Source organism: bacterium (genome assembly GCA_024226335.1).
Taxonomy (GTDB): Bacteria; Myxococcota_A; UBA9160; order SZUA-336; family SZUA-336; genus JAAELY01.
In genome coordinates this window covers 65,271-77,040 of record JAAELY010000266.1, presented here as the reverse complement: position 1 = coordinate 77,040, position 11,770 = coordinate 65,271, and the positions used below count along the sequence as shown (strand labels likewise).

At 62.9% G+C, this 11,770-nt stretch carries 14 protein-coding genes; 6 read left to right on the top strand and 8 right to left on the bottom strand.

The window, feature by feature from the left end; genetic code table 11:
* The first annotated feature begins 253 nt into the window (after positions 1-253).
* The 3 genes from GY725_14010 to GY725_14000 are packed head-to-tail and all read left to right on the top strand — an operon-like array spanning position 254 to position 2,889.
* Positions 254-748: a ferritin-like domain-containing protein gene (locus GY725_14010; protein ID MCP4005302.1), complete on the top strand. Its 495-nt coding sequence runs from the start codon at positions 254-256 to the stop codon at positions 746-748.
* Positions 749-778: 30 nt separating this feature from the next.
* Positions 779-1,822, top strand: coding sequence for a Gfo/Idh/MocA family oxidoreductase (locus GY725_14005; protein ID MCP4005301.1), 1,044 nt, complete (start codon positions 779-781; stop codon positions 1,820-1,822).
* Positions 1,819-2,889, top strand: coding sequence for a Gfo/Idh/MocA family oxidoreductase (locus GY725_14000; GenBank protein MCP4005300.1), 1,071 nt, complete (start codon positions 1,819-1,821; stop codon positions 2,887-2,889). The genes GY725_14005 and GY725_14000 overlap by 4 nt, the downstream gene beginning before the upstream one ends.
* On the opposite strand, the gene GY725_13995 is transcribed toward GY725_14000, so the two are convergent.
* Entirely contained in the window at positions 2,886-3,311 is a 426-nt protein-coding gene (locus GY725_13995) for a hypothetical protein (protein ID MCP4005299.1), read from the bottom strand. The genes GY725_14000 and GY725_13995 overlap by 4 nt on opposite strands.
* A gap of 237 nt (positions 3,312-3,548) precedes the next feature.
* Here GY725_13995 and GY725_13990 point away from each other — a divergent pair, with 237 nt between their 5' ends.
* A complete protein-coding gene (locus tag GY725_13990) occupies positions 3,549-4,514 on the top strand; it encodes an MBL fold metallo-hydrolase (GenBank protein ID MCP4005298.1) in 966 nt (321 codons plus the stop codon).
* A 27-nt stretch (positions 4,515-4,541) separates the two neighbouring features.
* Here GY725_13990 and GY725_13985 read toward each other — a convergent pair whose 3' ends face one another.
* The 5 genes from GY725_13985 to GY725_13965 all read right to left on the bottom strand — a co-directional run bounded on the left by GY725_13985 (position 4,542) and on the right by GY725_13965 (position 7,517).
* Positions 4,542-4,898: an EthD domain-containing protein gene (locus GY725_13985; protein MCP4005297.1), complete on the bottom strand. Its 357-nt coding sequence runs from the start codon at positions 4,896-4,898 to the stop codon at positions 4,542-4,544.
* Between the two features lie 26 nt (positions 4,899-4,924).
* A complete protein-coding gene (locus tag GY725_13980) occupies positions 4,925-5,839 on the bottom strand; it encodes a TIGR03564 family F420-dependent LLM class oxidoreductase (protein MCP4005296.1) in 915 nt (304 codons plus the stop codon).
* A 37-nt stretch (positions 5,840-5,876) separates the two neighbouring features.
* The gene (locus GY725_13975; protein ID MCP4005295.1) at positions 5,877-6,332 is read right to left on the bottom strand and encodes a nuclear transport factor 2 family protein; all 456 of its coding nucleotides are present in this window, start codon (positions 6,330-6,332) and stop codon (positions 5,877-5,879) included.
* 24 nt (positions 6,333-6,356) lie between these two features.
* Positions 6,357-6,815, bottom strand: a complete 459-nt coding sequence (locus tag GY725_13970) for a MaoC family dehydratase (protein ID MCP4005294.1) — start codon at positions 6,813-6,815, stop codon at positions 6,357-6,359.
* 105 nt (positions 6,816-6,920) lie between these two features.
* The gene (locus GY725_13965; GenBank protein ID MCP4005293.1) at positions 6,921-7,517 is read right to left on the bottom strand and encodes a hypothetical protein; all 597 of its coding nucleotides are present in this window, start codon (positions 7,515-7,517) and stop codon (positions 6,921-6,923) included.
* Between the two features lie 220 nt (positions 7,518-7,737).
* On the opposite strand from GY725_13965, the gene GY725_13960 reads away from it, so the two are divergent.
* Positions 7,738-8,538, top strand: coding sequence for a flagellin FliC (locus GY725_13960; GenBank protein ID MCP4005292.1), 801 nt, complete (start codon positions 7,738-7,740; stop codon positions 8,536-8,538).
* Between the two features lie 45 nt (positions 8,539-8,583).
* Entirely contained in the window at positions 8,584-8,898 is a 315-nt protein-coding gene (gene hspQ / locus GY725_13955; protein ID MCP4005291.1) for a heat shock protein HspQ, read from the top strand.
* A 36-nt stretch (positions 8,899-8,934) separates the two neighbouring features.
* Here the strand turns inward: hspQ and GY725_13950 are convergent, their stop codons facing one another.
* Complete coding sequence (locus GY725_13950; protein ID MCP4005290.1) at positions 8,935-10,284, bottom strand: TldD/PmbA family protein; 1,350 nt, start codon at positions 10,282-10,284, stop codon at positions 8,935-8,937.
* The gene (tldD, locus tag GY725_13945) at positions 10,281-11,732 is read right to left on the bottom strand and encodes a metalloprotease TldD (GenBank protein MCP4005289.1); all 1,452 of its coding nucleotides are present in this window, start codon (positions 11,730-11,732) and stop codon (positions 10,281-10,283) included. Before tldD ends, GY725_13950 begins: the two co-directional genes overlap by 4 nt.
* Between the last annotated feature and the right edge of the window lie 38 nt (positions 11,733-11,770).

The following is an 11,770-nucleotide window of genomic DNA, read 5'->3' as shown; positions in this document are numbered from 1 at the left end:
CCCACTCGGAGTCGTACTGACCCCCGTGCTCGAAGACCATCCGAACCGCTCGCTCACGAACCTCTTGCGAAAACCTGCTCTTGCGTCCCATGACCCCATCCTCTCAAGGAATAAGGTCTCCGGGAAACCCGGGGCGATTCAATATGGATGTCGTGTGTCGAAAAGGCGCAAGAGCCGGATGCGGGGGATTTTCGGCTAGTATGCGGCTCGATAGTCTCTCCGGAACAAGCTCTCCAGAAAGAAGGAGCCTTCGATGGCCGACAACCTCCCCGATACCATCCCCGCCGATTTCATGGCGGCCTTCGCTCATCTCGGCAGCAAGGACAAGCTCGGCGTCGAGGAGATGAAGCTGATGGTTCTGCTCGAAGCTGCTGGTGAGCCTCTTTACGAGAAGCTGGCCTCCCTGGCTCCCGAAGGAGAAGCGACCGACCTCCTTTTGAAAAGCGGTCGCGAAGAGAAGGCGCACGCGCACCGTTTGAAGAAGGCGATCGAGATCTCGAGTGGCGAGGATTTCGAGATTCCATCTCTCGACCAGAATCCCTACCGGGATCCGCCTCCGTTCAGCGAGTTGACTCCGGAACTCCTGGAGGGCATCGCGGCCGGTGAGATCAACGGAGATGCCGGGTACCAGAAATGGGCCGACAACGAAGCCGACCCCAGGATTGCCGAACTGCTGCGCCAGAACGGCCACGAAGAAGCTCTCCACGGCGAACGCGCAAACCGGGTTGCGGAAATTCTGCGCGGTTAGGCCAGCCTGGCACACGCATTGCGAGGCACGATGTCGAATTCACTCCCCCCCATCCGCGTGGCAGCGATCGGTCTGGACCACGGGCATATCTTCGGCATGGCTCATTCGGTCGTGGCCGCGGGCGCCGAACTCGTTTCCTTTTTCCCGTCGACCGGAGGCCTGGCCGAGATCTTCGCCAAGGCGCATCCGGATGCCCGGGCCGTTGCGGATCCCCGAGAGATCCTGGAAGACGACACGATTCAGCTGGTCCTGTGCGCGGCCGTGAACGCCGATCGCGCGGCCATTGGGCTCGACGTCATGCGGCACGGCAAGGACTTCATGAGCGACAAGCCGGGCGTCACGACTCTCGAACAGCTGGCCGAGGTTCGTCGCGTGCAAGCCGATACGGGACGCATCTACTCGATCTGCTTCAGCGAGCGCTTCGAAAACCAGGCCACGGTGCGCGCGAGCGAACTCGTCTCCGAAGGCGCGATCGGCCGCGTACTGCAAACGGTCGGGCTCGGACCGCATCGCATGAACGCACCGACGCGTCCCGAGTGGTATTTTCGGCGCGCCCGCTACGGCGGCATTCTATGCGACATCGCATCGCATCAAATGGATCAGTTCCTGCACTTCACCGGAGCCAGTGAAGCGCGCGTGGTCGCATCGAGGATTGCCAATCACGCCCACCCCCAGTACCCCGAACTCGAAGACTTTGGCGAGGTCCTGCTGGAAGGAGACGGTTGCAGTGGCTATGTGCGCGTGGACTGGTTCACGCCGGACGGTCTTTCGAGCTGGGGCGACGGTCGCCTGACCCTACTGGGCAGCGAGGGTTTCATCGAAGTGCGAAAGAACATCGATCTGGCCGGGCGCGCCGATGGCAGCCATCTCTTTCTGGTGGACGGCGATCAGACGCGACACATCGACTGTAGCCAGGTCGCTCTTCCGTACGGGCGTCAGCTTCTGGAAGACGTGCTGAACCGCAGCGAGACCGCCATGACTCAGGTGCACTGCTTCCTGGCCTGCGAGCTGGCCTTGCAGGCGCAGGCGCAGGCCGGAGTACTACCCCCGCGAAACCAGGAGGATGCCAGGTGAGTGAACGACTGCGCGTGGCCGTCGTCGGGCTGGGCGTCGGGATTCAACACCTCGCGGCGTGGAAGCAGATCGACGATCTCTTCGAAGTCGTGGCGGTGTGCGACATCGACGAGGCCAAGGCGCGACTCGTCGCGGAGAAACTGGAGATCCCACGCGTCGAGACGAGCTATGAATCACTCCTGGCGGGCGATGAAGCCCCCGACATCGTCGACATCTGCTCGCCGCCCCATCTGCACTTCGAAATGTCGGTGGCAGCCCTGCAGTCCGGACGGCACGTCGTCTGCGAAAAGCCTCTCGTACCGAGTCTGGCCGCCTGTGACGAACTGATTCGCATCGAAGCCACAGCGCGAGGCAGGTTGATGCCGATCTTCCAGTACCGCTTCGGAAATGGTTTGCGGAAGCTGCAACATCTGATCGCACGCGGCCTGACCGGGCGCGCCTATCTGTCCACGATCGAAACCGCATGGTTGCGCGGAGACGCATACTACGCAGTGGACTGGCGTGGAAAGTGGGAGACCGAACTGGGTGGCGTGATGACGACACACGCGATCCACAGCCACGATATTCTCTGTAGTGTGATCGGACCGGTGGCGGGAGTCTTCGCGCGCGCGACGACACGCGTCAATCCGATCCAGACCGAGGATTGTGCGGCCGTTTCCCTCGAGATGGAAGACGGTTCGCTCGCGACCCTTTCAGCCACACTCGGCTCGCGGCCCGAGGTCTCCCGCCTGCGTTTCAGCTTCGAAAACCTGACCGCCGAAAGCAGCCACTCGCCCTATCACCCTTCGGCCGATCCGTGGCTATTCACCGGAGCCGACAAATCGCTGCAAAAGGAAATCGATGCCGCGATCACCGAGCTAGAACCCGGTCGGGAACTCTACGCGGGACAGTTCGAACACTTCCACGCCGCCCTCAGCTCGGGCAAAGAGCTTCCGGTCACGATGACCGATGCGCGTGCTTCGTTGGAACTACTGACCGCAATCTACAGCTCCGCTCAAACTGGCCAGCCCGTCGCACTTCCGATTGCGTCCGACCACCCGAACTTCTCGGGCTGGCTTCCGCATTAGGCGGAGACAGCCTGCTCTTCCTTCAAACGCTTCTCCTCGGCTTCGGCCTCGGCTCGCTCGCGTAGTTTCTCCGCCATGCGCTCCTGGATCTCGGCCTCGACCTTGGCCCTTTCCTTCGGAGCCATTTCCGCCAGGTCTGCTTCCGAGATCCCCATCTCGCGCAAGACTTCTTCTCTCAAGCGCGCGAGTTGTTGTTCTCGGATATAGGAGAGAAGCCCTTTCTCGAGGATCTCGGAAATCGGGTTGGATGAATCGGCGGGCGCGCCGTCCAGTGTGTGCCGCTCCCGCGCCTCTGCTGAAATGTCTACTTCCGAACCGGACACCACGGAAGGGCTTGCGCGTGCCAGAAGCGGAGCGGAACGGACACGGGGAGCGGGCGTTACCTGACTGCGCAGACTCGGGATTGATAGGTCTTCGCTCACGGCCGGTCCCCAGGCGCAGTTCCGAGCGCCACTCTTGAAAGAGAGCAAGCTCCGTGCCTGGCGTGGTTCGCCCGCATGGCGACCTCTGCGCGCTGGCGACCGCGGTGCACCACCTCTGGGCCGGCCGATTCTGCCCACCGGAAATATGCGGACCGGACCGCGATACCCGACGAGTCAGATCGGCCAGTGGCGTACACTGGCGCTCGGCACGTCCACCTGGACCCACGAGAGGAAACAGTGAAGAGGCTTCTGATTACCGGGATCGTCATCGCACTACTGGCTGCGCTTGCGCTCGCGCAACGCCACGTGATTCTGGCCTACGGCCTGTCTTTGTCGGGTACACCCGAGTTTCTGGAAGCGCAGGACGAAGGCCCGGACGTGCGCTGGCACGATGACTACTTCACTGTGCAGGCGCTGGATGAAAACACGTTTGCGATTGGCGAACCGCGTTTCTATCAGCAGAACTACAGCTATCTGATCGTGGGCTCGGAGCGCGCGGTTCTTTTCGACGCGGGACCGGGATACCGCGACATCCGCCCGGTCGCGCAGGCTTTGACGGATCGGCCCATCACCTTCATTCCGTCGCACTTCCACTACGATCACGTCGGCAACCAGATCACCTTCGAGCACGTCGCGGTGCTCGACCTGCCCTATCTGCGCGCGCGCGCGCCCGACGGCCGCTTGCAACTCACGTTTGACGAGCACCTCGGCGCGGCCGAAAACATCGAAGCTCCCGAGCTTCAAGTCGACGTGTGGCTTGCTCCGGGTTCGCGAATCTCGCTGGGCGACCGAGTGTTGCAGGTGCTCTACACGCCGGGACATACCGAAGACTCGGTGTCGCTGCTCGACTTGAAATCGGGAGACCTGTTCACGGGCGACTTCATCTATCCCGGGCCGCTGTTCGGAATGCTCCCGAACAGTGGCATGGGCGATTACCTGCAAGGCGCGAGCACCGTCCTGGGCGCCGTGCGACCAGACGCGCGCGTGTTCGGCGCACATCGCGTCGCTCCCCCGGGAGCACCGGAACTGGCGGTCGAAGATGTAAAGGATCTGCAGTCCGCGCTGCGCGCGATCCAGGCCGGAGAACTACAGGGCGAGGGCGTGTATCCGGTGGTCTATCGGATCAATGGACGCGTGGATCTGTACGCGGAACCGGGCTGGCTACAGAACTGGACACCCCGGCATCCAGAGGCCGCAAAGTAGACGCAGGAGGAACCCGCGCGATCGCCTCTAGAAGATCTCGTGCTCTTCTGTGAGGAATACGGCGGAATTTTCCAGATCGATGAAGCGCTTCTCGTCCTCGAGCAAGAGTCGCGCGGCCTCGGTCGCGGCCTCCGCATCGACGCCCAGGGATTCGAGTCGCTCGAACCAGACTTCGGTGATTCCGTCGTAGGGCGGCGCCGCGCCGCGCGGCTGGCGAACGGCTTCGCTCGCTTCCACGAGCGTGTGGCTCTGCACGTAGCGCACCATGCCCAGGACTTTGCGCAGCGACTTCACCAGCGGTCCGTGGTCGTTCAACCAGGTCTTGCGAAATTCCTCCGCTGACAGAGCGGGGTTTCGGCGCACGCAGTAGACGAGTTTGATCATCTCGGAACCTCGGGGAAGGGGGTCTGTCAGAGGAGCGACTTCAAGAACTCCTGCGTACGGGTGGCTGCGCCGCTATCCGCTCCGAAGGGCACCGCGCAGAAATCCGTCACTCCGGCGTCGACCAGTCGGTCGACGCACTTGCGCAGTTCCGCCTCGTCGCCGAGCAGCGCCACATCACCGGGTTGGCTGCCACTGCCCTCGCGATCGAGCATGGCGCGATAGGAAGGCAGGGTGTTGTACACGGCGAAACTCTTGTTGGCCTTCGCGCGCGCCGCTTCCACATCCGAGACCAGCGCCGTCGGAAGGGCCGCAAGAATGCGCGGCGCTGCGCGACCCGCGCTTCTGGCCGCATCGTTGATCGAAGGCACGATGTGCTTCGACAGGGTCTGCAGACCCGACATCCAGGTCGAGGTGCCGTCCGCCAGAGTTCCCGCGACTTCGAGCATGAGCGGGCCGAGTGCGGCGATCAGCAGTGGAACCGGATCGGCTCCCGCGACCTGGAGCCGTGCGTGGACCCGGTAGACCTCGCCATCGAAAGCCGCAGGTTCCCCGCGCAGAAGGGGTGCAAGCACCCCGAGGTACTCGCGCATCTGCTTGGCGGGCTTTGCGTAGGAGAGGCCAAACATGTCCTCGATGACAATCTTGTGGGAAAGACCGATCCCGAGGGTAAACCGACCTGCGCAGGCGACCTGGACGGTCAACGCGTGCTGGGCCATGGCGGCGGGGTGTCGCGGAGGCGACGGCACGACTCCGGTCACGAGTTCGATGCGCGCGGTTTCGCGACCCACCAGGGCCGCGAGAGTCATGGCATCGAAGCCAAAGACGTTGGGGTAGGAAATGAAGTCGAAGCCATCGGCCTCGATGACCCGCGCTTCCCCGATGACGTCTTCCAATGTGGCCGTGGGCAGCAATGAGGTCTGGCTGAAGAGTCCGATGCGCATGGCTTGAGTCATCCCCTCGAAGGTTTTCGCGGCTCGATCAGTCCGAGGATCCCGAACCGCGCGGAAATTCGGGCGGCGGGATCATCTCCATCTTCGACGGTTCCCAGTACGTGCGCAGCGACAGGACCTTGCCCTCGTCGTTCACCCGGTACACGAACACGCCAAAGAGCTTGGTGAGCATTCCGTTTTCGAATTGAATCATCAGCGTGCCGATGTTGGCGCACTCATCCCCCGAGACGATCGAGTGCTGAAGCTGAAACACGGGACGCGCGGCGGCGATGTTCTTGTCCCAGAACGCTTCGATCTTTTCCTTGCCTCGATGTCCTTTGCCCTCGGGATCGAGAATCGACTTGCCGACGGGGTCCTCGACAATCCCGTCATCGGCAAAACCATCGACCCAGGTCTGCTTGTCTCCGCGCAGGACGGCGTCCATCGAACGCCAGGCCGCCCGTTGCGCGGGGTGTTCTGAATCGGGACCGGGAAGTTCGGACATCGAATACCTTTCGCCTGGCGCCCTTCAGGCCACCGCCGTGTTGCGGCGCATCATGGCCGCGCGCCGACAGCGCGCCACGATCTCTCCGCGCTGATTGGTCGCCCGGTGCTCGAACGTAACGATGCCCCATTCGGGGCGCGATTTGGATTCGCGGCGATCGACCACTTCGGTCCGCGCCACGAGTGTGTCGCCCAGGAAGACCGGCTTGGGAAATTCGACCTTCTCGAAACCCAGATTGCCGACCGTTGTCCCCAGCGTCGTGTCGCCGACACTCAACCCCACCAGCAGCCCGAGCGTGAACAGGCTGTTGACCAGAATCTGGCCGAACTCCGCGCTCGCGGCGTACTCCGCGTCCAGGTGCAGGGGCTGTGGGTTCATCGTCAACGTCGAGAACAACAGATTGTCGGTCTCGGTGATGGTTCGGCCGGGTTGATGGTTGAATACATCGCCGACCTGGAGTTCTTCGAAGTACTTTCCGGACATCGCTCCTCCTGGTGCCGCGCGCGCTAGTGTACCCGCACGGACGGGGGTTTGTCGGAGTTCGCGAAGGAGCGAGTGTGGAGTTGAAGACCCCGTCCGGCCGCCGGGTCAGTCCAGCGACTCCAGGCAGTTCTCGCACAGATAGGTCGTCGTGTGCTTCGGATCGCCGACCGCCAGATAACCGCTATCGCCGCGGAAGAGGTGTCGGCCACAACCTGCGCATTCCTGTTCAGCGTTGAGCACCAGCGGCTGCCAACCGGCCACGTCGGGAAACTCCAGGGGTTGTGCTTCGGGTCGAGAAGGCGTCTCGACGCCCGCGTCGTCCCGGGCTTCGTCTTCGCGGTCGTCACGCAGCGATTCGGCGGCATGGAGCGCCGCGTCGCGCGCCTTGTAGGCCACGTCCCGGGCAATCTCGGCGGCTTCGCGGGCGACGCGTCCGCCTTCTTTCGCGCGCTCTCCCGCGTCACGCCCACGCTCGCGCGTTTCGCGAACCCGGTGCCGCCAGCGGTCTTCGAAGCGATGACCGAAGTCCCGGGCTTCTTCGACCACGTCTTCGACCAGATCGCCGACGTTGTCGGTCACCGTCTCGACCACATCGACCGCGTCTTCGAGCAGATTGCGCACCAGGTTCGAAACCGGCACGCGCAATTCCTCGGCCGCCCGCCTCAACGATTCATCCAGCTCATCGGAGATTCGTGTGTGCATGACCTTTTCCTTTCTCCGTCCTCGGCGCCGGCCGCGCCGCGAACGCTTTTCATCTCTGGATTCTTCATCGGATGTCATGTGTTCATTTGTATCACATTGAGCTACGACCGCAACGCTGTTCGGGCGACGACGTTCAGGTCTGGGCGCTCCTGTCCGATATAGACGTAACTTTCCACAGCTTCGCCGAGGGGGCCGAAGCGGGCAAATCGTCAGGATTATCATGGGCATAGGACTCGAAATTGCGGCTCGGACGTCGCCGATGGAGCGCACACAGAACGCGTTGCACAAGACCTTCTCTCAGCTCAGCAGCCTGAAGCGCGTCAACTCGGCTTCGGATGACGCCTCCGCACTGGCTCGGTCCGAGAATCTGAGAGCCTTCGAACGGGCGCTGGCGCAGGGCGAACGCAATCTGAACGACGGCGTATCGCTCACACAGACGGCCGAGAGCGGTCTCGGGCAGATCGGCGAGCAACTGTCGCGACTGCGGGAACTCTCGGTACAAGCGGGCAGTCCAGTGCTCGACGACACCGGACGGGCCGCTCTTCAGTCCGAAGCCGATGCGATCACCAGCGAGATCACGCGTCTGTCGAAGGCCACGCAGTTCAACGGGCAGGGTCTTCTAACGGGCGAACTGTCGGGTAGCAACGCGGTGACGCTGCGCGATGGCAGCGCCGAGGGCGCCATACAGTTGTCGATCGCCGACAGTAGCGCGGACGCGCTGGGCCTGGCGGGATTCGATGTGACGGATCCGGCTTCTCTCGAGAACATCGATTCGGCCATGACTTCGATCAATTCCAGCCGCGCGGAGCTTGGCGCATTTGGCAATCGTCTCGAATCGGGCATCCACAACCTGCAGGCGCAAAGAGAGAACACAGCGGCGGCGAACTCGCGCCTCGTGGACGCGGATGTCGCAAAAGCGACGGCTGAACTCGCCAAGAATCAAGTCCAGCAGGAGTTCCAGATCGCCGTTTCTGCACAGGCGAACATCTTGTCGGGCGCCGCGTTGCACCTCTTGCGCTGAGCAAGCTTGCGGATTGCGTCGGGGCGACGCATGTTTCTTTCACGCATGGATGATGAAGCCCTCTTCGACATCGGTCAGCTGGTCACACACCAACGATTCGACTACCGCGGCGTGATCGTGGACGTCGATGCCACGTTCCAGCTCAGCGACGAATGGTACGAAGAAGTCGCTCGCTCCCGTCCACCGAAGGACCGCCCGTGGTACCACGTGCTCGTGCACGGCGGCGATACGACCACGTACGTAGCCCAGCGCAACCTGTGCGCCGATCCCGAGCCCGAACCGGTTGAACACCCGATGGTCGAAGAGTTCTTCCGGAGCTTCGAAGACGGTCGCTACGTGACGGTCAATCCGCTCAACTGAGCGCACGCGGGCTGGCCCGCATTTCTGGCCGGGCCTCTAGGCTCCCGCAATCGTCATCTTTGCAATGCGCAACGGCGGTGAAGCCACGCTGCGATGCCAGACGAGTTCGCTGCCAATCGCGTCGATTGATTCGAGCATGGCACCGAAGTTCCCGGCAATCGTTACTTCCTCTACGGGATGCACGATCTTGCCCTTCTCGATCCACAGCCCCGCCGCACCGCGCGAGTAGTCTCCGGTTACGGGATTGAATCCCATACCGATCAACTCGGTCACGAGCAGCCCCTTGTCGGTCGCCGCAATCAGCTCGTCGAGCGTCTGCGCACCCGGCTCCAGCCAGAGATTGGTCGAACCGGCGGCAGGCGGTCCCGAAACGCTACGAGTGGCGTTGCCCGTCGAATTCATGCTGAGCTTGCGAGCGGAATAACTGTCGAGCAGATAAGTACGCAGTTCCCCGTTTTCGACCAACTGATTGCGGCGCGTGGCCAGGCCTTCGCCGTCGAAGGGCTTGCTGCCCAGGCCTCCGGGACGACGACCGTCATCGATCAGATTGAAACCCGGCACCGCGATCTGTTCGCCGATTCGACCGGCGAGAAAGCTCGTGCCGCGATACACCGAGTAGCCGTTGAGACACTGCGAAAGCTGCCCGAGAAGACTCGGTGCAGTCATAGAGTCAAAGATCACCGCGGCCTCACAGGTCGGCACCTGCCGGCCCCCCAGTCGCCGGACCGCACGCTCGGCGGCGCGGCGTCCCACGTCTTCGGGTGCGTCCAGATCCGAAAGTCGCCGCGCCACAGTCATCCAATAGTCGCGTTGCTTCGATCCGCCTTCTTCGGCGAGCGGCTCCGCGAACAGCGAGTGCCCCGCCTTCTCGTACTCACCCAGAAATCCCTTGCTGGATCCGTACACGACGCGCGAGAAATCCGCGCTGACCTGTGAACCCTCGGAGTTGACGATGCGCGGATCAAAATCCCGCGCGGCGGATTCGGCCCTGCGCGCGGCGTCGATGCGATCTTCGACCGACCAGGGGCGATCGCCGGGATCGAAGAGATCCAGGTCCGGGAGCCCTTCTGCGAAAGCCTCTTCGGGTAGACCGGCGGTCGGATCCTCGGCGATCGCGTGCGCGAGTTCGACGGTTTCGCCGGCCATCTTGTCGATCATCTCGGGCGCGAGATCGCTGGTCGACGTGACCGCGCTGCGCAAGCCCGACTTGCCTTGTACGAGCACGCGAATACCCAGAGTTTTCTCGCGCGCCTGCTTCACGAAGTCGATCTCTTCGCCGCGCACACGTGCCTCCAACGCATCGCTTTCGATCAACACGGCATCGGATTCGGCCGCTCCCGCTTGCATCGCCCGCTCGATCGCCCGCTCGACGGCCTTGCCGCTCATCCTTCCGTCCCTCCCACCGTCAGCGCGTCGAGGCGGATCGTCGGCAGTCCGACTCCCACCGGAACGCCCTGCCCGTCTTTGCCGCAGGTGCCCACACCCCAGTCCAGTTCCAGATCGTGCCCGATGCGCGAGACGCGCGTCAGCACGTCGGGTCCATTGCCGATCAACGTCGCTCCCTTGACCGGCGCACCGATGCGTCCGTCTTCGATGCGGAAGGCTTCGCTGGCCGAGAACACGAACTTGCCGCTGGTGATGTCGACCTGACCGCCGCCAAATGAAACCGCGTACAGACCGTTCTTGACCGACTTGAGAATGTCTTCGGGATCGTCGTCGCCCGCGAGCATGAAGGTATTGGTCATGCGCGGAATCGGCAGATGCGCGTAACTTTCGCGACGGCCGTTGCCGGTCTCGGGAACGCCCATCAAACGAGCGTTGAGTCGATCCTGCATATAGCCGAGCAAGATGCCGTTCTCGATCAGCACATTGCGTTGCGTCGGCGTGCCCTCGTCGTCCACGTTGAGAGATCCGCGCCGCTTCTCCAGCGTGCCGTCGTCGATGACCGTCACTCCGTCTGCCGCCACGCGTTCGCCAACCCGATCGGAAAACGCCGAGGTCTTCTTGCGATTGAAATCACCTTCCAGACCGTGACCGATCGCCTCGTGCAGGAGGATGCCCGGCCAACCCGGTCCCAGCACCACGTCCATGGTACCCGCAGGACACGCCTGCGCCTCCAGATTGACGACCGCGGCGTGTACCGCCTGATCGACCAGCTTCTTCCAGGCCTTGGGATCGACCAGTTCGTCAAAACCGTAGCGCCCGCCCATCCCCTGGTAGCCGATTTCGCGTTGCGAACCGTCTTCGGCAATCACCTGCACGTTCAGACGCACGAGCGGTTGAATGTCTCCGACCAGGCGACCGTCGCTGCCCGCAATCAGGAGGTGGCGGTGTTGTGCGATCACGCTGGCCATCACCTGCTTGACGCGTGGATCGTGTGCACGCGCGTAGGCGTCGATCTCTTCGAGCAAGTCGACCTTCTGCGAAACCGCCACTTCGGTCGCAGGCTGGGCAACCGGATACAGATCGCGTACCGCCTGCCCCTTTCCCGACACGGCGACCGAACGATCTTCACTGCTCCCCTGCGCGATCGCGCGCGCAGTCGTGGCGGCGAGTTTCAGACTGTCGACCGTGATCTCGTCGGAGTGCGCATAGCCCTGGCGTTCGCCGACCTGTGCGCGCACGCCCACTCCCTGCTCCAGGTGTCGACTGCCGCCTTTGACGATGCCCTCTTCGAGCGAAACGGAATCCTGGGTGCTGTACTCGAAGAACAGATCTGCGTAGTCGATCGGCCGCTCGAGTGCAGTTCCGAGCGTGGCGGCCAGGCTGTTCTCGTCGACACCGAAGCGATCTGCGAAAAAGGAAAGAGAACTCACCGGCTCGGGCTCTGACATGCGAATTCCTTTGATTGGGCTGCGGGGGACGTTTTTTC